Source organism: Rhodococcus sp. ACT016, from assembly GCF_050477185.1.
GTDB lineage: Bacteria > Actinomycetota > Actinomycetes > Mycobacteriales > Mycobacteriaceae > Prescottella.
On record NZ_JBEAET010000001.1, the window covers coordinates 136,215 to 159,431 of the forward strand.

19 protein-coding genes are annotated in these 23,217 nt (G+C 68.9%); 9 read left to right on the plus strand and 10 right to left on the minus strand.

Translation table 11 applies throughout. The features are described from left to right. Positions 1-20 precede the first annotated feature (20 nt). The 3 genes from ACQ5DX_RS00675 to ACQ5DX_RS00685 are packed head-to-tail and all read right to left on the minus strand — an operon-like array spanning position 21 to position 2,748. The gene (locus ACQ5DX_RS00675) at positions 21-920 is read right to left on the minus strand and encodes a metal ABC transporter permease (protein WP_430330779.1); all 900 of its coding nucleotides are present in this window, start codon (positions 918-920) and stop codon (positions 21-23) included. Next, entirely contained in the window at positions 917-1,780 is an 864-nt protein-coding gene (locus ACQ5DX_RS00680) for a metal ABC transporter ATP-binding protein (protein ID WP_430330780.1), read from the minus strand. Before ACQ5DX_RS00680 ends, ACQ5DX_RS00675 begins: the two co-directional genes overlap by 4 nt. After that, a complete protein-coding gene (locus tag ACQ5DX_RS00685; RefSeq protein WP_430330781.1) occupies positions 1,777-2,748 on the minus strand; it encodes a metal ABC transporter solute-binding protein, Zn/Mn family in 972 nt (323 codons plus the stop codon). Before ACQ5DX_RS00685 ends, ACQ5DX_RS00680 begins: the two co-directional genes overlap by 4 nt. Positions 2,749-2,930: 182 nt before the next feature. On the opposite strand from ACQ5DX_RS00685, the gene ACQ5DX_RS00690 reads away from it, so the two are divergent. Beyond that, positions 2,931-4,022: a LacI family DNA-binding transcriptional regulator gene (locus ACQ5DX_RS00690; protein WP_430330782.1), complete on the plus strand. Its 1,092-nt coding sequence runs from the start codon at positions 2,931-2,933 to the stop codon at positions 4,020-4,022. A 27-nt stretch (positions 4,023-4,049) separates the two neighbouring features. On the opposite strand, the gene otsB is transcribed toward ACQ5DX_RS00690, so the two are convergent. After that, entirely contained in the window at positions 4,050-6,611 is a 2,562-nt protein-coding gene (otsB, locus tag ACQ5DX_RS00695) for a trehalose-phosphatase (RefSeq protein ID WP_430330783.1), read from the minus strand. A gap of 68 nt (positions 6,612-6,679) precedes the next feature. Beyond that, complete coding sequence (gene kstR, locus ACQ5DX_RS00700; protein WP_430330784.1) at positions 6,680-7,318, minus strand: cholesterol catabolism transcriptional regulator KstR; 639 nt, start codon at positions 7,316-7,318, stop codon at positions 6,680-6,682. 93 nt (positions 7,319-7,411) lie between these two features. Between kstR and ACQ5DX_RS00705 the strand changes: the two genes are divergently transcribed. Further along, positions 7,412-9,613: an acyl-CoA dehydrogenase gene (locus ACQ5DX_RS00705; protein WP_430330785.1), complete on the plus strand. Its 2,202-nt coding sequence runs from the start codon at positions 7,412-7,414 to the stop codon at positions 9,611-9,613. 75 nt (positions 9,614-9,688) lie between these two features. Here the strand turns inward: ACQ5DX_RS00705 and ACQ5DX_RS00710 are convergent, their stop codons facing one another. Next, positions 9,689-10,474 (minus strand): hypothetical protein, encoded by a 786-nt coding sequence (locus tag ACQ5DX_RS00710; RefSeq protein ID WP_430330786.1) that lies wholly within the window; start codon positions 10,472-10,474, stop codon positions 9,689-9,691. An 84-nt stretch (positions 10,475-10,558) separates the two neighbouring features. On the opposite strand from ACQ5DX_RS00710, the gene ACQ5DX_RS00715 reads away from it, so the two are divergent. Genes ACQ5DX_RS00715 through ACQ5DX_RS00735 form a run of 5 tightly spaced genes read left to right on the plus strand, consistent with a single transcriptional unit; the run spans position 10,559 to position 15,334 of the window. Continuing rightward, on the plus strand, positions 10,559-11,632 hold the full coding sequence (locus ACQ5DX_RS00715) for an acyl-CoA dehydrogenase family protein (protein WP_430330787.1): 1,074 nt from the start codon (positions 10,559-10,561) through the stop codon (positions 11,630-11,632). Further along, positions 11,617-12,765, plus strand: a complete 1,149-nt coding sequence (locus ACQ5DX_RS00720) for an acyl-CoA dehydrogenase family protein (protein WP_430330788.1) — start codon at positions 11,617-11,619, stop codon at positions 12,763-12,765. Before ACQ5DX_RS00715 ends, ACQ5DX_RS00720 begins: the two co-directional genes overlap by 16 nt. Beyond that, positions 12,762-13,757, plus strand: a complete 996-nt coding sequence (locus ACQ5DX_RS00725; RefSeq protein ID WP_430330789.1) for a bifunctional MaoC family dehydratase N-terminal/OB-fold nucleic acid binding domain-containing protein — start codon at positions 12,762-12,764, stop codon at positions 13,755-13,757. Before ACQ5DX_RS00720 ends, ACQ5DX_RS00725 begins: the two co-directional genes overlap by 4 nt. After that, positions 13,758-14,168 carry a MaoC family dehydratase gene (locus tag ACQ5DX_RS00730; RefSeq protein WP_430330790.1) on the plus strand — a complete coding sequence of 137 codons (411 nt, stop codon included), beginning with the start codon at positions 13,758-13,760 and terminating at the stop codon, positions 14,166-14,168. Then, positions 14,165-15,334, plus strand: coding sequence for a lipid-transfer protein (locus tag ACQ5DX_RS00735; protein ID WP_430330791.1), 1,170 nt, complete (start codon positions 14,165-14,167; stop codon positions 15,332-15,334). The genes ACQ5DX_RS00730 and ACQ5DX_RS00735 overlap by 4 nt, the downstream gene beginning before the upstream one ends. An 86-nt stretch (positions 15,335-15,420) precedes the next feature. Here ACQ5DX_RS00735 and ACQ5DX_RS00740 read toward each other — a convergent pair whose 3' ends face one another. Then, on the minus strand, positions 15,421-16,200 hold the full coding sequence (locus ACQ5DX_RS00740) for an SDR family NAD(P)-dependent oxidoreductase (protein WP_430330792.1): 780 nt from the start codon (positions 16,198-16,200) through the stop codon (positions 15,421-15,423). Positions 16,201-16,239: 39 nt separating this feature from the next. Then, complete coding sequence (locus tag ACQ5DX_RS00745; protein WP_430330793.1) at positions 16,240-17,127, minus strand: SDR family NAD(P)-dependent oxidoreductase; 888 nt, start codon at positions 17,125-17,127, stop codon at positions 16,240-16,242. Between the two features lie 294 nt (positions 17,128-17,421). Between ACQ5DX_RS00745 and ACQ5DX_RS00750 the strand changes: the two genes are divergently transcribed. Continuing rightward, positions 17,422-18,378, plus strand: coding sequence for an alpha/beta hydrolase (locus tag ACQ5DX_RS00750; protein ID WP_430335509.1), 957 nt, complete (start codon positions 17,422-17,424; stop codon positions 18,376-18,378). A gap of 68 nt (positions 18,379-18,446) precedes the next feature. Here ACQ5DX_RS00750 and ACQ5DX_RS00755 read toward each other — a convergent pair whose 3' ends face one another. Next, positions 18,447-20,789, minus strand: coding sequence for an arylsulfatase (locus ACQ5DX_RS00755; RefSeq protein ID WP_430330794.1), 2,343 nt, complete (start codon positions 20,787-20,789; stop codon positions 18,447-18,449). Positions 20,790-20,875: 86 nt separating this feature from the next. On the opposite strand from ACQ5DX_RS00755, the gene ACQ5DX_RS00760 reads away from it, so the two are divergent. Continuing rightward, positions 20,876-21,508: a TetR/AcrR family transcriptional regulator gene (locus ACQ5DX_RS00760; RefSeq protein ID WP_430330795.1), complete on the plus strand. Its 633-nt coding sequence runs from the start codon at positions 20,876-20,878 to the stop codon at positions 21,506-21,508. On the opposite strand, the gene ACQ5DX_RS00765 is transcribed toward ACQ5DX_RS00760, so the two are convergent. Beyond that, positions 21,451-22,968: an MFS transporter gene (locus tag ACQ5DX_RS00765; protein ID WP_430330796.1), complete on the minus strand. Its 1,518-nt coding sequence runs from the start codon at positions 22,966-22,968 to the stop codon at positions 21,451-21,453. The two genes, ACQ5DX_RS00760 and ACQ5DX_RS00765, sit on opposite strands and share 58 nt — an antisense overlap. Positions 22,969-23,217 lie beyond the last annotated feature (249 nt).

The window sequence follows — 23,217 nt, forward strand, 5'->3', positions numbered from 1 at the left end:
GGGTCGATCCTAGGCCGCGGTCAGGCGTGGATGTGTTCGCCGGCGGGAACGAAGATGCGGCCGGCGGACCGCCGCCGCGCCGTCCCGATCACGCGGCACACCAGGTAGATCACGAACGAGATCGTGGTGACGAACGTCGACACCGGGACGCCCGGCGCGAGGGAGAGCAGGATGCCGCCGACGGCGGCGACCTCCGCGAACACGATCGCCAGCACCGTCGCCCGCAGCGGGCTCGCGGTGACCTGTGCGGCCGCGGCGGCCGGAGTGATCAGCAGCGCCATCACGAGCAGCGCGCCGACGATCTGGACGCCCATCGCGGCGGTGATGCCGACCAGGACCGCGAACACGATCGACAGGCCCCGTACCGGCACACCGCGGGCCGCGGCCACCTCGGGATCGGTGCTCGCGAACAGCAACGGCCGGTAGATCATGGCCAGGGTGCCGAGCACCACGACAGCGCACAGCAGCAGCAGCGCCAGGCCGGCGTTGCCGGGCGCCACGATCTGACCCACCAGCAGCGAGAAACTGGTGCCCGCGCGGCCGTCGTACGCCCACAGGAACAGCACCGACAGGCCCAGACCGAACGCCATGATCACGCCGATCACCGAATCGCGTTCGCGTGCTTTGGTTCCCAGCAGGCCGAACAGCACCGCCGCGACGACGGATCCGACGACGGCACCGACGCCGACACCGACGCCGATCAGCAGCGCCGCCGACGCGCCGGTCAGCGACAGCTCCGACGTTCCGTGGACCGAGAACGACATCTGCCGGCTCACGATCAGCGGGCCGATCACGCCGGCGAGCAATCCGAGGATCGCGCCGGCGATCAGGGCCTGCTGGACGAAGTCGTACCGCAGCAGATCGGCGGTCGCGGAGAGGTCGAACAGGTGCGACATCGCGTCGGTGAACTTGTTGCTCATACGTGGTCCTCGGTGTGGTGGACGCCCTCGCCGGGGCGTGGGCCGCCGCCGCTGCCGAGCGCGTCGATGGCATCGCCGGTGCCGACGACGACGAGCCGGCCGCGCACGTGCAGCACCTCGACGTCGGTGCGGTACAGCTCGGACAGCACCTCGGAGGTCATGACCTCCTCGGGCGTGCCGATCTTGAACTGGCCGTCCACGAGGTACAGCACGCGGTCGACGAGCGGGAGGATCGGGTTGATCTCGTGGGTCACGAACAGCACCGCGGTGTCGTGCTCGCGGCGGCGCCGATCGATCAGCTCCGAGACCCGGTGCTGGTTCGCGAGGTCGAGGCTGAGCAGCGGTTCGTCGCACAGCAGCACCTTGGGGTCGCCGACAAGCGCCTGCGCGATCCGCAGCCGCTGCTGCTCGCCGCCGGACATCGACCCGATCGGCGCGTCGGCGTAGGCCTGCGCGCCCACCTGGGCGATGGCGGAATCGACGATCGCGCGTCTCTTGGCGCGACCCCGCAGCCCGGTGCCCCAGTGGTGTCCGTCGACGCCGAGGCCGACGAGGTCGCGTCCGCGCAGCGGCAGGCCGTCGTCGAGCGACTTCTGCTGCGGCACGTACCCGACGTGCGCGTTCCCGGCCTTGGCGGGCGTGCCGGCGATCCGGACGGTGCCCGACGTCGGCGCGAGCTGCCCGAGCAGCACCTTGAGCAGCGACGTCTTGCCCGACCCGTTGGGGCCGAGGACGGCGATGAACTCGCCCTGCCGCACGGCCAGGTTCAGGTTCGACCACAGGGTGCGGTCGCCGAAGGACAGGCTGGCGTCGACCAGGTCGATGGCCGGTGGGGCTCCCGCGGTGACGACGGTGGTCATGACGCCGAGTTCAGCGCGTCGGCGAGCGACTGCGCGGTCCGGGTCTGCCATTCGACGAAGTCCATTCCCTCGGGGAGGGTTTCGGTGACCTCGACGACCGGGATACCGGCGTCCTCGGCGGCCTTGCGGATGCTCCTGGTGACCTTGTCCTCGGTCTGTACGTTGTAGACAAGCGTCCGGACCTTCTTGTCCGTGAAGAGTTGTCGGGTCTCGGCGATCGACGCGGGCGACGGGTCGGTGCCGTTCTCGACGGCGTTGGTGAACGCCGGGGGTGTGAGGTCGTTCAGTGACGCGGCCTGGACGAGGTAGTGCGCGATCGGCTCGGTCTGCGCGACAGGGGCGTCGCGATGCGCCGACGCGATCGCGGCCGTCGTCTCCGACGCACCGCGCAGTTGGGTGCGGAAGGCCTCGGCGTTGCGGGTGTAGGTGTCGGCGCCCTCGGGGTCGAGCTTGCCGAGCTGCTCGGCGATGGCGTTGGCCGCGGCGTCGACGGTGGGCATGTCGTACCAGACGTGCTCGTTCACCGACCCGTGATCGTGGCCGTCGTGGTCGTGGGAGTCCGCGGTGTCGCCGGGTGCCCCGGTTCGCGTCTCGTACAGCTCGAACGCGTCGACGGTGGGCTTGGCGCGCAGTGCGGCCGAGGAGTCCAGGACGTCCTCGACGAACTGGTCGTAGCCGCCGCCGTTGAGGATCACGAGCGACGCATCGGTGATCTTCGCGGCGTCGGTGGGGCTGGCCTCGTACGAGTGCGGGTCGGCGGACGGCTCGGCGATGATCGATGTCACCTCGACGCGGTCGCCCGCCACGGCCTGGGCCACGCTGCCCCACACGTTGGTGGAGGCGACGACGCGGATCTGGCCGTCCGCATCGGGCGACCTACCGCATGCGGTCAGCGCCACGGCGGCGAGGGCAACCCCGATGGCCGCCGCGACCGAACGTAAAGCAGAGGACTCGCGGGACGTGCGCACAACTCTCTCCTGATCACGACTTCTATACAGATGGGCCGGATCGGCCCCTAAACGCTATTGGTAACCGTTTCCGTTTACACCTTAGCGGAAGTTTGCAGGTCGCGAACGCGCAGGTCTGGTCTGTTCCCGCCCAGGGGGCGTGCCAGTTCGCCCAGCGGCCCCCGAACCGCTACCGTCCCGTTATGCCAAGGTCTCGTCAGCCACGCCGCCAGGCCACTCTGGCGTCGCTCGCCGCCGAACTCAAGGTTTCGCGGACGACCGTCTCCAACGCCTACAACCGGCCCGACCAGCTGTCGGCCGAATTGCGCGAACGCGTGCTGCTCGCCGCCAAGCGACGCGGCTATCCCGGCCCCGACCCGGTGGCCCGATCGCTGCGCACCCGTCGCGCCGGCGCCGTCGGCCTGCTGCTGACCGAGGCGCTGAGCTACTCGTTCCGTGATCCGGCCGCGATGAGCTTTCTCGCCGGACTCGCCGAGTCGTGTGAGGCGGCGGGGCAGGGGCTGCTCCTCATCCCCGCCGGGCCCGGCCGGGACGAGGTCGAGGCGGCCGCGGTGGTCCAACAGGCCGGTGTCGACGGCTTCGTCGTGTACTCCGTCGCTGACGACGACCCCTACCTCGCCGCGGTGCGCGAGCGGCACCTGCCGACCGTGATCTGCGACCAGCCGCGCGGAATGCCGGGCGCGTCGCTCGTGGGTATCGACGACCGCGGCGCGATGCGCAAGGTCGCGGACTATCTGATCTCGCTGGGGCACAAGGAGATCGGCGTGCTGTGCATGCGGCTCGGTCGGGACCGCGCCGACGGTGTGGTCGAGGGCGAGCGCCTGCACGCACCGAACTTCCATGTCCAGCGCGAGCGCATCGCCGGCGTCCGGGATGCCATGGCGGATGCCAGCCTCGACCCGTCGTCGCTCACCGTCGTCGAACGCTACGAGCACACCGCGCAGGCCGGGCACGCCGCGGCGGCGCAGGCGCTCGCGGCCAATCCGCGCATCACCGCGCTCATGTGCACCACCGACGTTCTGGCACTCGGGGCCCTGGACTGGGCGCGGTGCGAGGGCGTCGACGTCCCGGGCCGACTGTCGATCACCGGCTTCGACGGCGTCGAGGAGGCGTTGCGCGAGGGCCTGACCACGGTGCGTCAGCCCCAGGAGGACAAGGGCCGCCGAGCCGGCGCGCTGCTGATGTCGGGCTCGGATTCCGGTGTCACGACCGTCGAGATGCTCGAGACCGAACTGGTGCGCGGCCACACCGCCGCCTCCCCGCCCGAGCCGTAGCACCGGGGCGGGGCCTCGCTTCCCGTCCTACCGCTTTGCGTCGGCGCTCAGCAGCTGCGCGCAGCGCAGCAGACCGAGGTGGCTGTAGGCCTGTGGGTGATTGCCCAGCGAGCGCTCGGCGACCGGGTCGTACTCCTCAGCCAGCAGACCGGTGGGGCCGGCGGCGCTCACCAGCTGCTTGAACAGTGCCTCGGCGTCGGATCGCTGACCGATCAACAGGTACGCCTCCACCAGCCAGGCGGCGCACAGGTGGAAGCCGCCCTCCGTGCCGGGCAGGCCGTCGTCGTGGTGGTACCGGTACACCGTCGACCCGCTGCGCAACTCGGCCTCCGTCGCGACGACCGTCGCGGCGAACCGCTCGTCCTTCGGATCGATCAACCCGGACAGCCCGATGTGCAGCGTCGCGGCGTCGAGATCGGTGCCGTCGTAGGCGGCCGTGTACGACTCGACGTCCGCGTTCCAGCCCTTCTCGGTCACCTCCTCGGCGATCTCGCTGCGCAGCGCTACCCACTCCGCCCCGGCCTCGCGGCCGAAGTTCTCGGCCAGGGTCAGCGCCCGGTCGATGGTGAGCCAGCCCATCACCTTCGAGTACACGTGGTGACGCGGATTGTCGCGGATCTCCCAGATGCCGTGGTCCGGTTCGCTCCAGCGTCGCTCGACCGCCTCGACCATCGCGGACACGAGTTCCCAGTCGCGGTCGGTGAGTGCGTCCGATCCGGTGATGCCCTTCTTCTGCCGGGCCAGGGCCAGGTTCGAGATCAGGTCGACGATGGGGCCGAACACGTCCAACTGCACCTGCTGGTTCGCGGCGTTGCCGACGCGCACCGGACGGGATCCCGCATATCCGGGCAGCGAATCGATCACGGCCTCCGGCGGCAGGCCGGTGCCGTACAGCGTGTAGAGCGGGTGCAGCCGCTCCGGGCCGTGCAGCGTCTCGAGGACGCGGTGCACCCACTCCAGGTAGTCCTCGGCCTCCCCGAGGGAACCGAGGCTCACCAGTGCCGACGCCGTCAGCGCCGCGTCCCGCAACCAGCAGTAGCGGTAGTCCCAGTTGCGGACGCCGCCGATCTCCTCCGGCAGCGACGTCGTGGCCGCCGCCAGGATCGAGCCGCTCGGCGCGTGGACCAGTCCGCGCAGCGTCAGCGCCGAGCGCTTCATCAGGTCCGGCTTGAGTGGCGGCAGGTCGAGGGTCTTCACCCAGTCTCGCCAGTACGATTCGGCGATCTCCCGACGTTCCGGCTCCGAAATCTGCGAAGGTCCCAGATCCTCGGTGCCGCAACGTAGTTCGAGAACCACCGGACCCTGCGACGGGTCGACGACCGCGAACGCCGTCTGCTGGGTGCCGTCGGTGGTGATGTTCCATCGGACACCGGGGGAGCGCAGCACCATCGGCTCACTCGTGCCGGAGACTCGGAGCCCGTCGGTGTCGGGCTCGAGCTGGACCGGAACCTGACCGAACTCCGGCCGTGGTGCGAAACTGACGACCGCCTTCGCGCGGCCCGTGATGACCCGCGTGAGGTCGGTCCGGCTCGGCTGGACGTCGTGCGGCAGGTAGTCGGTGACGGTGAGGCTGGCCCACCGGGTCTGCACCGTCATGGTGCCGTCGATGTACTGCTGGCTCAGTGGCAGCGCCGCGCGCTGCGGGCCGACGCTGAAGTGGCCGGCCTCGGTGCCGCCGAGGAGGTGCGCGAACACGGCCGCCGAATCCGGTTCCGGATGGCACAGCCACGTCATGTTCGCGTCCGGCGTGATGAGCGCGACGGAGCGCGGACTGGCAAGCATCGTCAACCGCTCGATGGGCGGCGCGTCGGCGCCCGAGAGCCAGGTGCGGCGCTCCTCGAGCAGGAACGCCAACGCGGCCGCGACGTCTTCGGTGGAGTCGACGTGGTACTCGGCGAGCGTGTTGCCCTCGCCGACCTTGATGCCGACGTCGGGGCCCTGGAGGCGGCTGAACGCCTTCTCGTCGGTGACGTCGTCGCCGAAGAAGACCGCGGCGGTGGAGGCCTCTTGATGCCGCAGGATGTCGAGCGCGTTGCCCTTGTCGGTGGCGATGACGGCGAGCTCGATGACGGCCTTGCCCTCGGTGACCTGCACGCCGGTCCACAGCGCGGCCTCGGCGTGCACCGCGGCGAGCGCCTTCGCGCCGACCTCCGGGCTGGCGTTGCGCACGTGCAGCGCCGCGCTCGCCGGCTTGGTCTCGACCGACGTGCCGGGGTGCAGGTCCGCGATCCGGGACAGCTCCGAGGTGACCTCGCGCAGCAGCTTGCGCGCGTTCGCGTCGATCGCATGGATGAATCCGACGTCGAACTCCGAGCCGTGGCTACCGACCAGCTGCACCTCGACCGGTAGTCGCGACAGCGTTGCGAGGTCCTTGAGGGCGCGTCCGGAGATCACCGCCGCGGTCGTCGCCGCGAGTCCGGCGAGGGCACGCAGCGCCCGCACGGACTCGGCGTGCGGATAGGCCTTCTCGGGGTCCGAGACGATGGGCGCCATCGTGCCGTCGTAGTCGGACGCCACCAGCAGACGCGGGGTCCGGGCCACGGTGGACAGGGCCCGGCGGAGTTCGATCGGCAGATCCAGAGCGCTCACAGTTTCAAACCTAAGCGATCAGGGCCGCGCTGGCGCGCCGCGTTTGGTCACGGGGTGCCGACGATGGCTTACACAGGCGTCTTGGATCCGTCACCGAGCAGCAGTTCGACGGTCAGTTCCAGGCGCTTGGCGACATCGGTCGCCGAGGAGCGGCGGGTGAGCCAGGCCACGAGATTCGAGAGCCACACATCGCTGATGACGCGCGCGATCGCGAGTTCTTCCTCGGTGGGGACGCCGTCGGTCATGGCGCGCGCGAACAGCGTGTCCATGAGCTTGCCGACCTGGTCGACCTCCGCCGCCGCCGACGCGTCGGCGAACATGAACGCGCGGGTCATGGCCTCGGTGAGGAGCGGATCGCGCTGCATCGCCTTGGTGATCTGGCCCAGGATCAGCTGCATCCGCTCGAGCGGGCTGTGGCCCGGGGGGATCTTGCCCTTCGACTCGATCCGCTCGAACTCGCGCGCCAGCGCCGACACCAGCAGGTGCACCTTCGACGGGAAGTAGCGGTACAGCGTGCCGACGGCGACGTCCGCACGCTCGGCCACGGCACGCATCTGCACGGCCTCGTAGCCGCCCTTGGATGCGAGCGCGAGGGTGGCGTCGAGGATCCTCTTGCGACGCTCGCGCTGAGCGTTGGAGCTGAGATCGTCGTCGCTGAGGGTCGAGACCGGGCCCCCTGCGGAACGGGATCGAGATGAGGTGGTCATCGACAGTTTCCTTCACGCCTTGACTCTTGACGGCCGAACATATTAGAACACGTTCTAGATGAAAATGTCATCCACGAGAGGCGGGTAGCCGTTGTGACAATCGCCACGACCGACGAACAGAAGGCCGTCCAGGAGTCGATTCAGGCATGGGCCCGCTCGGCGACCCCGGTTGCCATTTTACGTGAGGGACCTGCTGATTTCTGGCGTCAGTCGTGGTCCTCGATGGCCGAACTGGGGCTGTTCGCGGTGGGTGTTCCGGACTCGGTCGGCGGTGTCGGCGGTCAGATCGTCGACCTTGCCGCAATGTTGGAGCAGGCCGCAACCGAACTTGTGGGCGGCCCGATTCTGCCGACCGCGCTCGCCGGCCTGGTGCTGGGACGCAGCGCGGGTGCCACCGCGAAGCAGTGGGCCGGACAGATCGCGGAAGGCGACCTGCCGATCTCCGTCGTGCTCGACGCGGACGCGCTGTCCGCCGTCTCGGACGCCGACGGTGGACTGGTGCTGCGCGGCGACGCGGGCAACGCGCTCGGCGGGGAGCCGGGCGTCGCGGTGCTGGTGCCGGTGCGCGTCGGCGACTCCGCCGCCGACACCGTGTGGTGCCTCGTCGACGGCGACGCCCCGGGACTGACCGTCGAGCCGCTGGACATCCTCGACAAGAGCCGGGGCACCGCGCGCGTGCGCTGCGAGGACGTCGTGGTGTCCGCGGACCGCATCGTCGCCGGGGTCGCACCGGGACTCGTGCGTGACCTCGCGGCGACGCTGGCGGCGGCGGAAGCGGCGGGCGTCGCGGGCTGGAGCCTGCGCGTCGTGGTCGAGTACGCCAAGATCCGCGAGCAGTTCGGGAAGCCGATCGGCTCGTTCCAGGCGATCAAGCACCTGTGCGCGGAGATGCTGTGCCGCGTCGAGCAGGCCCGCGCCGTGGCGTGGGACGCGGCGGTCGCCGCCGAGGACGCGCTGCCGGATCCCGACACCGGACATTCAGGCGACTCGGAGCTCCCCATCGCGGCGGCCGTGGCCGCGGCGGTCGCGCTCGACGCGGCGGTCTCGAATGCCAAGGACTGCATCCAGATCCTCGGCGGCATCGGCTTCACCTGGGAGCACGACGCGCACTTCTACCTGCGTCGCGCGGTCTCGCTCAGGCAGTTCCTCGGCGGCAGCAACATCTGGCGCGCGCGGGTCACCGAGCTGACCCGGTCCGGTGCCCGCCGGCACCTGACGATCGACCTGTCGGAGCTGGATCCGAAGGCCGAGGCGGGGCGGGCCGCGATCCGCGACGAGGTCGCCGCCCTCGCGGCGGTGCCGGAGGCCGAGCGTCGCGTCGCCGTCGCCGAGTCGGGCTACGCGGCCCCGCACTGGCCGCGCCCGTACGGCCGCGGTGCCAGTGCCGCCGAGCAGATCCTGATCGCCGAGGAGATGGCGTCGGCCGGTGTCGACCGTCCGGACCTCGTCATCGGCTGGTGGGCGGTCCCGACCGTCCTCGAACACGGCAGCCCCGAACAGATCGAGCGCTTCGCGCTGCCGACGCTGCGCGGCGAGATCACCTGGTGTCAGCTGTTCAGCGAGCCGGGCGCGGGATCGGACCTGGCATCGCTGCGCACCACCGCCGAGAAGGTCGACGGCGGCTGGAAGCTCAACGGGCAGAAGGTGTGGACGTCGCTCGCCCGCGAGGCCGACTGGGGCATCTGCCTGGCCCGCACCGACAAGGACGCGCCGAAGCACAAGGGCATCACGTACTTCCTGCTCGACATGCGCACGGCCGGGATCCGGATCTCGCCGCTGCGGGAGATCACCGGCGACGCACTGTTCAACGAGGTGTTCCTCGACGACGTGTTCATCCCCGACGAGTGCGTCGTGGGGCAGGTGAACGGCGGCTGGAAGCTCGCCCGCACGACCCTGGCGAACGAGCGCGTCGCGATGAGCGGCGGCTCGTCGCTCGGCAAGGCCGTCGAGGAACTGCTCGAACTGGCGGGTGACCCGGATCCGGTGACCGCCGACCATCTCGGCGCGCTGATCTCCGAGGCGCTCGTCGGGTCGCTGCTCGAGCTGCGCACCACGCTGCGCCAGCTCGACGGCCAGGACCCCGGGCCGGCGTCGAGCGTGCGCAAGCTCGTCGGCGTGCGCAACCGTCAGGGTGTCGCCGAGTTCGCCGTCGAACTCGCCGGCGAGGCCGGTTGGGTCGAGGGTCCGCTCACCCGGGAGTTCCTCAACACCCGCTGCCTGTCGATCGCGGGTGGCACCACGCAGATCCTGCTCACCGTGGCCGCCGAGCACCTGCTGGGGCTGCCGCGCGGCTGACGCCGGCAAACGAGTCGAATCGAGTCGCTCGCCTGAGGAGATCCTCAGGCGAGCGACTCGCTTTCGGTGACCGGGTCAGTGTCGACGCGACGGCGTGAACAGCGCATCGTCGACGGGCTGGTCGACTGCGACGATCTCCACGTCGAGGGCGAGGTGTCCCTGGCATTCGATCCGCACGCACACGCCGGTCTCTTCGTCGAGGCGAACAACGGACGGCGGTCCGGGGTTCCACGCGGCGAGTTCGTGGTCGAACTCGCCGCTGAGCAGCGGGCAGCAGTCGCAACGGGGGTCGTACCGAGGCGTGGGCTGCGCGGTCGCCTGCCACGCCGGGCGCCCGTGGTGCTCGACGATCGTCAGGTCCCGCAGCTCGACGGGCAGGGGCGCCGGGGTGTCGTGGTCGTGGACGGGGTCGGCGAACTCGATCGGGTTGAGCATCGCCACCCAGTGGTAGTTCTCGAAGAATGGCCGGTCGTAGTCGACATCGATCTCGTACGGCACGGTGTCGACCAGTCCGTCGTCGGCGTAGACGGGTTCGATCTGTGAGGGCCAGCGTCCCGGCATCGGCTCCCACCCATTCCCGGAGTTGTACTGCGCGCCCGGAAAGGGTTTCGGGGCGACGGATGCCTCGACGAGTCGGCCGTCCGCGTCCTCGACGCGCAGGCTGCCGGGGCGCCGGATCCAGGCGTGGCGCACCGCCTCGTCGTAGAAGTTCCAGCGGAACTCGAGCGTCCGCCACCGCCATGGCGACGAACGGGCGAGGCGACGAAACCGTTCGGCGGTGAGCGACGACGACATCGGCCGATCCTCGCATCCCGCCCCTGCGGCGTACTCCAACACGACGCGCGAGGGCAAGGTGAACATGTTCTCGATCTTGTAGGACTTTCTTCGTTATCCTGCAGGTGATACAACAGGAACACGTTCTAAATCGTAGGCGGGATCGGCAACGTGGATTTCTCTCTGGATCAGACTCAAGAAACGGTGGCGGAGATCGTCGTGGGCCTGCTGGCCCGCGAGCAAACCGATCCCGCCGACACCGGTGGCTTCAGCCCCGAGCTGTGGCAGGCGCTCGCGAAGGCGGACCTGCTCTCGCTCGCCGTGCCGGAGCGGCTCGGCGGCGACGGGCTGGGGGTGCTCGAGGTGGCGACGATGCTCACCGAGATCGGGCGCGGAGCCGCGCCGGTCCCGGCGCTCGCAACGCTCGGCTTCGGCGTGCTCCCGGTGCTCGCGCTCGGCTCCACCGAGCAGCAGGACGCGCTGCTCGACGGTGTGGCCGCCGGCCGGGTGCTCACTGCGGCACTCGCCGAGCAGGGCGCCGCGTTCCCGGCGCAGCCGTCGACGACCGCGGTCGCGGACGGCGACCACGTCGTGGTGACCGGACACAAGATCGCGGTGCCGTTCGCGGACATCGCGCACCGCATCCTGGTGCCCACCGATGCCGGCGTGGTTCCGGTGGCCCCGGACGCGCCCGGCGTCACGATCACCAAGAGTGCAACTTCCGCTGGGGGACCGGAGTTCTCGGTCCATCTGGACGCGGTCCGCGTCCCGGCCGCCGAAGTCCTCGCCGGTGGGCTCGACGGTGTCGCGACGCTCTACCGGATCGCGCTCGCGAGCATCGGCGCATACGCCGACGGCCTGCTGGCCGGCGCCACCGGACTGGCCGCCGACCACCTCACCACGCGTGAGCAGTTCGGCAAGCCCCTCGCGTCGTTCCAGGCGGTGGCCCAGCAGATCGCCGACGTCTACGTCACGTCCCGGACGCTGCACGTCTCGGCGCTCGCGTCGGCGTGGCGGGTGTCCGAGGGCCTGGACGCCGCGGACGATCTCGACGTGCTGGCGTACTGGATCGCAACCGAGATCCCGGCCGCGATGCGGACACTGCACCACCTGCACGGCGGTATCGGTGTCGACGTCACGTACCCGATGCACCGCTACTTCTCCATTGCCAAAGACCTGGCTCGCCTCGTCGGCGGTGCCTCGTACCGACTCGACCTCGTGGGGGCCCGGTGTTCATCGATCTGACACCCGAGCAGCGTGAGCTGCAGGCGGAACTGCGCCGCTACTTCTCCGGCCTGATCTCCTCGGCCGAAGCCGAGGTCATGCTGACCGAACGGCACGGCCCCACCTACCGCGAGGTCATCCGGCGGATGGGCAAGGACGGCTGGCTCGGCGTCGGCTGGCCGGTCGAGTTCGGCGGCCGTGGATTCGGTGAGATCGAGCAGCAGATCTTCGTCAACGAGGCTGTGCGAGCGGATGTTCCGCTGCCGTCGGTGACGCTGCAGACCGTCGGACCGACGCTGCAGGTATACGGAACCGAGGAGCAGAAGCGCAAGTTCCTGCCCGCGATCCTCGCGGGCGAGGTGCACTTCGCGATCGGCTACTCCGAGCCCGACGCCGGCACCGACCTGGCGGCCCTGCGCACCACGGCCGTCCGCGACGGTGACGAGTACATCGTCAACGGCCAGAAGATCTTCACCACCGGCGGCCACGACGCCGACTACATCTGGCTCGCCGTCCGCACCGGCGACGCCGAGTCGCGGCACCGCGGCATCTCGATCCTGATCGTCGACACCAAGGATCCGGGCTTCACCTGGACCCCGATCATCACGGCCGACGGCGCGCACCACGTCAACGCCACGTACTACACCGACGTCCGCGTGCCCGCGAGCATGCTCGTCGGCGAGGAGAACAAGGGCTGGAAGCTCATCACGACGCAGCTCAACCACGAGCGCGTCATGCTGGGCCCAGCCGGTCGCGTCGCGGGCCTGTACGAGAAGGTCTACGACTGGGCGGCGAGGCGGGACCTGCTGGACCTGCCCGACGTCCGCCGCGGCCTCGGTGAGATCCACGCCACCTACCGCCTCAACGAGTTGCTCAACTGGCAGGTCGCGGCGGCTACCGGTGATGTCGACATCGCCGACGCGTCGGCCACCAAGGTCTTTGCGACCGAACGTATTCAGCGGGTGGGCCGGATCGCGGACGAGATCGTCGGCGCCCACGGCGACCCGGGCGATCCCGAGACCGCCGCGCTCATGCGGTGGCTCGACGTCCAGGTGAAGCGAAACGTGGTCATCACCTTCGGTGGTGGCGTCAACGAGGTCATGCGTGAGCTCATCGCCGTGGCCGGACTGGGATTGCCGAGGGTGCCGCGATGACCGAAAAGGACACGACCGCAGAGATTCTCGCCGGAGCCGAGCAGGTCAAGACCGACGGTCCGAGCAAGCCGCGGGCGGGTCGCGACCCGATCAACATGCCGATGATCCGCAACTGGCTCGAGGCGATCGGCGACGAGAACCCGATCTACGTGGACGAAGACGCCGCGATCGCGGCGGGCCACGGCGGCCTCGTCGCGCCGCCCGCGATGGCGCAGGTGTGGACCATGCGCGGTCTCGGTGCAGTCCGCGAGGAGGACGATCCGCTGGGCCGGATGACCCAGATCCTCGACGACGCCGGCTACACGTCGGTGGTCGCGACCAACTGCGACCAGATCTATCACCGCTACCTGCGCCCCGGGGAAGAGGTGACGATCGAGTCGACCCTCGAGGAGGTCGTCGGCCCCAAGAAGACCGGGCTCGGCGAGGGCTGGTTCTTCACCACCCGCAACTTCTGGAAAGTCGGCGACGAGACCGTCGCCGAGATGATGTTCCGGATCCTCAAGTTCATGCCGCCGGCGAAGACGGAGCAGGCTCCGACCGAAACCGGCTCGGTCCCCGAGGATCTCGATCCGACTCGGATGCTGCGGCCGACGCCGTCGCGGGACACGCAGTTCTTCTGGGACGGTGTGGCCGCGCACGAGCTGCGGATCCAGCAGCGCCCCGACGGCTCGCTGCAACACCCGCCGGTGCCGGCGCTGTGGAAGGACAAGACCGAGACCACCGACTACGTCGTCGCATCCGGTCGCGGCACCGTCTTCAGCTTCGTCGTCCACCACGCCCCCAAGGTTCCCGGCCGGTCGCTGCCGTTCGTGGTGGCACTCGTCGAACTCGAAGAGGGCGTGCGCATGCTCGGCGAGCTGCGCGACATCGACCCGTCCGAGGTCTCGGTGGGCATGCCGGTGGAGGCCCAGTTCCTGGACTTCCCGGGCGATGACGAGACCGGTAACGAGCCCTGGACGCTGTACGCCTGGCGTCCGGTGAAGGAGTCGTAGATGACCAGCGCACTCGACATCTCGGTCGGCGACAAGCTGCCGGGCCTCTCCATCTACGGAGATCCCACGTTCATCGTCTCGACGGCGTTGGCCACCAGGGACTTCCAGGACGTGCACCACGACCGGGACAAGGCGCAGCAGCGCGGGTCGAAGGACATCTTCGTCAACATCCTCACCGATACCGGGCTGGTGCAGCGGTTCGTCACCGACTGGGCCGGACCGCGGGCGCGGATCACCTCGATCAAGCTGCGGCTGGGCGTGCCGTGGTACGCGTACGACACGCTGAACCTGTCCGGTGAGGTCGTCGCCGCCGACGACGGTCTGGTCACCGTCAAGGTGGTCGGCACGGACAGCCTCGGCGACCACATCACCTCCACGGTAACTCTCGTCATGAACGGAGGCGGCGCATGAGCGGGCTGTCCGGCAAGGCCGCGATCGTCGGCATCGGTGCCACCGACTTCTCGAAGGACTCGGGACGCAGCGAACTGCGCCTGGCCGCCGAGGCGGTCCAGGCCGCGCTCGACGACGCAGGTCTGAAGCCGTCGGACGTCGACGGCCTGACGTCGTTCACGATGGACACCAACACCGAAGCGGCCGTTGCCCGTTCGGTGGGGATCCCGAACCTCAAGTTCTTCAGCCGCATCCACTATGGCGGCGGCGCGGCCTGTGCCACCATCCAGCAGGCCGCGATGGCCGTCGCGACGGGTGTCGCCGACGTCGTGGTGGCGTACCGGGCGTTCAACGAGCGCTCGGGTGCCCGGTTCGGTCAGGTCAACGCGGGGCTGGTGCAGCAGGTCAACTCGTCGGGCACCGACAACGCGTTCTCGTACCCGCACGGCCTGGGCACCCCGGCGTCGTTCGTGGCGATGATCGCGCAGCGGTACATGCACGTGTACGGCGCCACCAGTGAGGATTTCGGCCGCGTCGCGGTGGCCGACCGCAAGCACGCCGCCACCAACCCGAAGGCGTTCTTCTACGGCAAGCCGATCACCCTCGAGGACCACCAGAACTCGCGGTACATCGCGGAGCCGTTGCACCTGCTGGACTGCTGCCAGGAGTCCGACGGCGGCATCGCGATCGTCGTGACGTCGCCGGAGCGGGCCAAGGATCTGCCGAACAAGCCGGCGATCATCGCCGCGGCGGCCCAGGGCAGTGGTGCGGACCAGTACATCATGACCAGCTACTACCGCGACGGTCTGACGGGCCTGCCGGAGATGGGTCTGGTCGGCGACCAGCTGTGGGAGCAGTCCGGGCTGCGGCCGTCGGACATGCAGACCGCCGTGCTGTACGACCACTTCACTCCGTACGTGCTGATGCAGCTCGAGGAACTCGGCTTCTGCGGTCGCGGCGAAGCCCGCGACTTCATCGCCGACGGCGCGATCGAGTTGGGTGGCCGACTGCCGATCAACACCCACGGCGGCCAGCTCGGCGAGGCGTACATCCACGGCATGAACGGCATCGCCGAGGGCGTGCGGCAGATCCGCGGCACCTCGGTCAACCAGGTGTCGGGCGTCGAGAACGTGCTCGTGACCGCCGGAACCGGTGTTCCCACTTCGGGGCTGGTACTGACGGCCTAGTGCGCGAGTAACCCGGATCCGTGGGAGCCCTGACCGTTCCGGTCAGGGCTCCCACGGGTTCAGGTAGGTCTGCGGCGCAGCTGTTCTCAGCGGCCTGCGTAGGCGCCGCCATTGAGGTGGATCGTCTGCCCGGTGACGAACTCGCCGGCGTCGGAGCACAACCACGCGCATGCTGCACCGACGTCCTCGCCCGTCCCGATCCGCGCCATGATGTTGTCTGCCCAAAGCGAATCGAGGAGCGGTGAGGACTTGGACTCGATAGGTTCGCGCAGTTTCTCCATCAGCCCGAGGGCGAGGGTGTTGACTGTGATCCCTGCGGGTCCGACCTCTGTGGCGATGTGGCGCACGGCGCCTTCGATGCCGGCCTTGCTCGCACCGTAGAAGGTTCCGCCCAGTCCACGGTGTGCGGCCGATCCCGCACTCGAGGATATTTGAATCACACGTCCCCAGCCCTGATCGACCATTCCGGGAAGCAGGGCGTGCATCATGTTCAGCGACCCGTACAGGTTGACGTCGATGTACGGGCTCCAATCGTGGCGGGGAGTGTCGAGGAACGGCAGCATCTGGCTGCCGGACGGCAACCCCGCGTTGTTGACCAGGATGTCGACCGTGCCGATCTCACGTCGAACGCGCTCCATCGCGGCGACCACATCCTCGTGTGAGGTGATGTCGAATTGGAGGGCTGACGCGGAACCGCCCGCGTCCCTGATCGACGCAGCGCCCGCCTCTGCCCGGTCGAGGACGAGGTCGTTGACGATTACGTGGGCGCCGGTCGCGGCCAGTGTGTGGGCGATACCGAGTCCGGTGTTCCGTCCCCCACCTGTGACGACGGCAGTTCGTTTTCTCGGCGAGTGGTTGGTAGGCATGGTTCCCCTCGGAAGGTCGGCGGCAGTCGATCGAGCGCGTCAGAGCCCGGCGGGCAGAATGTTGGGGTTCGCCCACTCGGGTGGCTGTCGCCTGGGCAACTCCGTCCCCCCGTCCAGTGTCATCACCGGCAGCCCGGTGCTCCACGGGTAGTGGAGACTGAACGCGACATGCCCCGTTCGATCCGCGGCGGGCAGTTGGCACATCGCCAGAACCGTTTCGGCCAGATACTCCACCGGCTCGGTCTCGTAGCCGTCGGGGATGAGCGCGGCGGCTCCGGGCGTCAGGATCGCCGTGGACGGTCCCACGGCGTTGACCGCGATGTCGTCGTCGAGGGTCTCGGCGGCGAGACCTTGCGTGAAGCGGTGCAGCGCCGCCTTCATCGACGCGTACACGACGTCGCCGGAGGTCTTGTTGTACTCACGGAAGGGTCGAATGGGGGCCAGCCCCGTCGACGAACCGATGTTGACGATCCATCCGCACCCCTGTTTGCGCATGTGCGGAATTGCCAGTTGTGACAGCAGGAACGGCACTCGGAGATAGTGGTTGACCGTGCGATCGAAGGTCTCGGCCGTCATCCGTTCGACCGAGGCGTAGTCGGCGAAGCCCGCATTGTTGACCAGAATGTCGAGGTGTCCGGTGCGGTCGACAACCTGAGCGACAAGTCTCGCCAGATCGTGGGGGTCGTCGATATCGGCAGGGACTGCGATCGCGTGCCCACCGGCAGCCTCGATCAGTTCGACGGTCTCGTCGAGACTTCCTGGAACGGTCGATACCCGCCCGGCGCGCATCGACTCGGATTCCTGCCGGGAGCGTGCGGTCACGACGACTGTCGCGCCCTCCGCCGCCAACCGTTGCGCTACCGCGCGGCCGATTCCCCGGCTGCTGCCCGTCACCAGTGCGGTTTTGCCGATCAATTTGTGCGCCATTGTCCTCTGTCCTCCCGAATGATCGGCTGAGATGATTCGATATCGAAATTCCTTGTCCCGCAGTCTTCCTGCCGGATTCTTCGAAATCATCCAGGCCGCCCGCTGAGTGGACGGAGGTCCCGCAGCTCGAGGTTGGGCATCCGAGAAAGTCTCCCGCACGCTGGGACGCCGGTCTTGCGGCGGTGAACGGCCTCCTGCAAGGTCGCGTCGCGACGTATCGGCTCAGCCGGGGGCCCGTGTGGTTGCTGCCGGGCTGGACCGAATCCAGTACGAGAGAGGAACTGTGACGTGGCAATGGATCGCCGAGCTGATTTGCACCCGGACGTGGAGTCGATGCTCGCTGTGCTCGAGGAAGGATTTCCGGACGTCACGAAGTTCCCCGCGGCGGAGCTTCGCGAGATCATCGCCTCTCGGCGGGCACCGCTCGCACACGAGCCCGACATGGAGATCGCTCGCGACATCGTCATCGACGGTCCGGGCGGGGACCTGGCGTTGCGTGTATACGTTCCGCACTCGGAATCGAATGATCCGTTGCCGGTGATCGTGTTCGCTCACGGTGGGGGTTTCGTATTCTGCGATCTGGATTCCCATGACGAGTTCTGCCGCTCGATGGCGGATGCGGTCGACTCCGTGATCGTCTCGGTCGACTACAGGCTGGCGCCGGAGCACCAGGCGCCCGCCGCGATGGAGGACGTCTACGCGGCTCTGCTGTGGACCTCGGACAACGCCGACCAGTACCGCGGAGACCCGGCCCGGATCGCTGTCGCCGGCGACAGCGCCGGTGGGAACCTCGCGGCCACGGTGGCGTTGGCCGCGCGGGACCGGGGCGCTCCGCGGATCGCGGCGCAGATCCTCATCTATCCGGTCATCGACGACGACTTCACGACCGAGTCGTACACGAAGTACGGAGTGGGCTACTACAACACCACTGATGCGATGCGCTGGTACTGGGACCAGTACGCGCCCGGAGACCGGACGAGCGGGTTCGTGGTCCCCACCCGCGCGACTACGCTCACGGGCCTGCCGCCCGCGCTCGTCGTGACAGCCGAACTCGACCCGCCGTGCTCGGCAGGCGAGTACTACGCCGAGCGCCTGGCAGGTGACGGCGTGCCGGTCGTCGCGCACCGCTTCGACGGCCTCTTCCACGGCTTCCTCACCTTCCCCAAGCTGTCGCTCACCGGCCCGGCACGTCTCGAACTGTGGCAGCTGATCAGAGACGTTCTGAAGGTCGCTGAGCCGCCTGCACGTTGAGGTGACGCAGTCGCTTCGACGGCCCCCACTCCGGTAGGTGTGGGGGCCGTCCTGTGCGTGCGGTGCTGCTAGTGCGTCGCCAACGCGACCCGCCGCCGCTCGTCCGCCGTCTCCGGACGGTCGTCGCCCGGCAGATCCACGCGGATGTGGTGCAGGCGTCCGGTGAAGGCGAAGCGGCCCGCGATGTCGTCGCAGACGGGGCTGCCGCGGTTGACGCCGATGTCGAGCTGCTCGTTCATGCTGAAGATCGCACGCGTCGTCTGCTCGATGCGGGCGCTACCCACCTCGACCCCGTCCACGGACAGCCGTGCGGTGCCGCCGAGGCCGATTCCGCCTCCGTCGTAGTCGAATTCGAGGCGCACCTCGCGGGTGTCCGCGGTCAGTTCGACGTCGGGCCGGACGAACGTGAGCCCGCCGCCGCTGAAGTTGTAGCAGAACACCGGCCTGGACTCGGCGACATACAGCGCGAGACCGCCGAAGCGTCCGCCGACGCTCGCCAGCACGCCCTCGCACGGCTTGCCGCCGGTCTCGAGCGACGCCGTTATGGCGTACGACCGGTTGAAGAACGGTGGGGCCGCCTTCTCCGGCAGACCGTTCATGTGCGGGTACAGCGTGATGCCGGTCCGACCGCGCAGCGGGTGCGGCGGACGGTCCTTGGGCGCCGCGTTCCGCGTCACCGTGCGGTCGTCGAGCGGCAGCACCTGGTACCGGGCCGCCTCGACCAGGAACTTCTGCTTGAGCTCCTCGAGCTTCTCCGGGTACTCGGCCGCCAGATCGCGGGCCTGCGACCAGTCGACGCTCGTGTCGTACAGTTCCCACCGATCCTCGTCGAACGTCGGCAGTTTCAGCCCGAACGTCGCCATCAGCCACGGTGCCCGGTGCAGCGTCACCGCCGTCCAGCCGTGGTCGTAGATGCCACGGTTGCCGTAGATCTCGAAGTACTGCGTGGTGTGCCGGTCCGCCGCGTCCGCGTCGGTGAACGTGTAGTTCATCGCCACACCCTCCATCGGCTTCTGTGGCACGCCGTCGACGCTGTCCGGCGCCGGGACGCCGACGGCCTCGAGGATCGTCGGGGTGATGTCCACACAGTGATGCCACTGGTGCCGCAGATTGCCGGCGTCGGTGATTCCCTTGGGCCAGTGTGCGATCAGGCCGTTGCGGGTGCCGCCGTAGTGGGACGCCGCCTGCTTGGTCCACTGGTACGGGGTGTCGAGGGCCATCGCCCATGACGCCGGGTAGTGCGGGTAGCTGGTCGGCGTGCCCAGCTCGTCGAACCTGTCGAGCACCTCGGCGGTGGTCTGCTTGTAGCCGTTGAGTCCGGCGAGGTAGTTGAACGAGCCCTCCATGCCGCCCTCGGCGGACGCGCCGTTGTCGCCCAACATGTACAGCACCAGCGTGTTGTCCAGCGCGCCCAGCTCCTGCAGCCGGTCGACGAGCCGGCCCACCTGGTCGTCGGTGTGCTCGAGGAACGCCGCGTACAGCTCCATCAGGCGGGCGGAGACCTTCTTCTGGTCGTCGTCCAACTCGTCCCAGTGCGGCAGGTCCGGCGCCCACGGCGCGAGTTCGGTCTCCGGCGGGACCACCCCGAGCTGCTTCTGCCGCTCGAGCGTGATCTCCCGCTGGCGGTCCCAGCCGTGGTCGAACTCGCCCCGGTACTTGTCGAGGTAGCTGTCGGGCACCTGCAGCGGCGCGTGGCAGGCACCGAACGGCAGGTAGCAGAACCACGGCTTGTCCGGGTCCATGGTGCCCACCGACTCGATCCACTCCACCGCGCGATCGACCAGGTCCTCGGACATGTGGTAACCCTCTTCGGGCCTGCACGGGGGATCGACGACGGTGAAGTCCCGGTACAGCACCGGCGCGAACTGGTCCGACTCCGCGCCGAGGAAGCCGTAGAAGCGGTCGAAGCCCTCCCGGGTGGGCCAGCGGTCGAACGGCCCGGCCTCGCTGATCTCCCACGTCGGGGTCTGGTGCATCTTGCCGAACGCGCCCGTCGCGTAGCCGTTGCCCTGCAGGATCCGGGCCACCGTCGCCGCCGACTCCGGGCGGGTGCCGTTGTAACCCGGTGCCGCCGTGGCCTGTTCGGCGATCACTCCGAAGCCGACGCTGTGGTGGTTGCGCCCGGTCAGGGTCGCCGCCCGCGTCGGCGAACACAACGCGGTGGTGTGGAAACGCGTGTACTTGACGCCGTCGGCGGCCAGGCGCTCGGCCGTGGGGGTGCGGCACGGGCCGCCGAACGCGGACGGTGCGCCGAAGCCGACGTCGTCGAGCATGACCAGCAGGACGTTGGGGGCGCCGGCCGGGGGCCGCACGGGCTGCGGCCGCGTGAACGGCTCCTTCTGGTTGCGGTAGTCGACCGCGGTGGGGACCGGTGCGTCGGTGCGGACGATGGGAATCGAGTGACGGTTCATGATTCTGCACCTCTCTGGGCAGGGGAACAGGGGAGGGGACCGGTCTTGCCTTGACCCTTAAATCGCTGACTTACTACTCTCTCGGCGTGTCGAACCCTGGAAACGCGAAGACCGCAATGATCGAGGCCGCCGAGCGCATGTTCGCCGAACGCGGCATCGACGGCGTGTCCATGCGCGACGTCGCGGCCGCCGCCGGTCAGAAGAACAACTCGGCCGTGCAGTACCACTTCGGGGGGCGCGACGGCCTCGTGCTCGAGGTCTTCCGGCGCCGCATGAGCGAGATCAATCGCAGCCGCGCGGCGTTCCTCGCGAAGCTGGACGAGGAGGGCCGCGGACACGACGTGCGCGGTCTCGTCGAGGCCGTCGTGGTGCCGCTCGCGGACTACCTCCGGACCTCCGGAACCGACTCCTACTACGCGCAGTTCATTGCTCGCGTCTCCCCGTCGGTCGACATTCTGAACCCCGATCTGTCCGAGGTCACCGAGGCCAGTCGCGAGGTGTCCGGCCGGTTGATGCGGGCCCTCGACCACCTGCCGCGACGCGTTGCGGTGATCCGGGTGGACCTGATGCTGAACATGGCGGTGTCGGCGCTCGCGGTGTTCGAACAGCGGCGCAACAGCGGGAATCCGGTCGTGGACACGGACTTCGACGAGACCGTGCGTCATCTGGTGGACATGTCGGTGGGGGCGCTGGCGGCGCCCGCGTCGGCCGAGGGCTGATCGAGCGTCGACGGTGACTCCAGTCCGCCGGTGGCGGGCTTGCGCCCGTGCTTCATCACGAGTGCGACGGCGATGCCGACGAGTCCGACGGCTCCCGCGTAGAGGAATCCGCGCGTCAGCGCGTCGTCGGCGTACAGCACCGCGTGGGTCTTCGGGTTGACCGTCAGGACGTGATGCGACATCACCACGCCGGTGACCGTCACGGCGATCGCCGAGCACAACTGCATCGTGACGCCCGCGATCGCGGTGCCCACGCCGCTGGCCTCCGCCGGCAGCGCGTCCTGCACCAGGTTGGCGTTGGACGAGTGGAGAAAGCCGACGGCGAAGCCGGCGATCATGCTCAGCACCGCCACCTGCCACTGCAGCGTGAGCAGCCGACTGCCCAGGAACATCACGATGAGGAAGCAGACGCCCGATCCGAGCAGGACCTGGCGCGCTCCGATCTTCTTCGCGAGGAAGCCACCCAGGGGTCCGGCGAACATTGCGGTGATGCCGAGCGGGCACGTCCACAGGGCGTACTGCGTGGCGGAAAGTCCTGCACCGTAGGAGATCCCGGGAATTCCGGACGGAGTCTGCAGGAGCGTCGGCATCAGCATCGAGTGTGCGTTCATCATGTAGGCGAGTCCGGTCACCGCCAGGATCGTCGGGCCGAACTTGGGGCCGAACAGGATCTTCAGGTCGATGAGCGGGTGCGGCGCAACACGCTGCCAGGCAACGAAGGCCGTCAGCATCACGACGCCGAGCGCGAGAAGTCCGAGGGTGCTGGCGGCGGACCAGCCCCAGGAGTTGCCCTTGGTGATTGCCAGGAGCAACACCGCGACACCTGGGCCGAGCAGCACGGTGCCGAGGTAGTCCACCGGGCGATCGGTGCGCACGGAACTCTCGGGGACCACGACCCAGTAGAGGGGGATCAGCACGGTCAGGTAGATCGCCATGAACCAGAAGATGCCGTGGAATCCGAACCCGTCGATCAGCCAGCCGGCGATGAACGGTCCTGCGACCGCCGACATTCCGATGCCGGTCGCGACCATGCCCAGGGCGACCGGGACGAAATCGCGCGGCATGATGTCGCGCACCAGGCTGTACGAGAGCGCGACGATGCCGACGAGCACGCCCTGCATCGCGCGACCCGCAAGCAGAACCGCGAACGACGTGGCCGTCGCGCAGACCGCACTGCCGAGCACGAAGACGACGGCCAGGCCCATGATGACCCGCTTCTTGCCGAGCTTGTCGGAGGCCTTGCCGATGAGCGGCATGAGCGTCGCGCCGGTGAGCGTGACGATCGAGACGACCCAGGCGATGTTCAGGGTCTGGAATGCCGCCGCCATGGACGGCATCGCCGGGTAGACCATCAGGATCTCGAAGGTTGCGATCTCCGAGAAGAAGATGATCACGGCGAGTACCGCGAAGATGCGGGCTCGAGGAACCTTGCCTCGAATCGGGGTGAGGGCGAGCGCCATCGTTGTCCTTTGTGTCGTGGGACGTTCGACGAGGAAGCTGCAGGTGCTGTGCCGCAGCGGGATACGTCGGTGTTGGGGAAGTGCCTGTGAGGCGGCGCGTTCGATGAAAACCGGGGCGGGCGGGAGGTCGCCCCGACGACGAGACGGTAGTCACCATCCCTGGACGGCTGTGACGCGGGTCCCACTCAGTGGAAGCGGTTCCGGTGGCGGAGCGTACCCGCAGTCGCGTCGCCGGGTGTCCAATTGCTC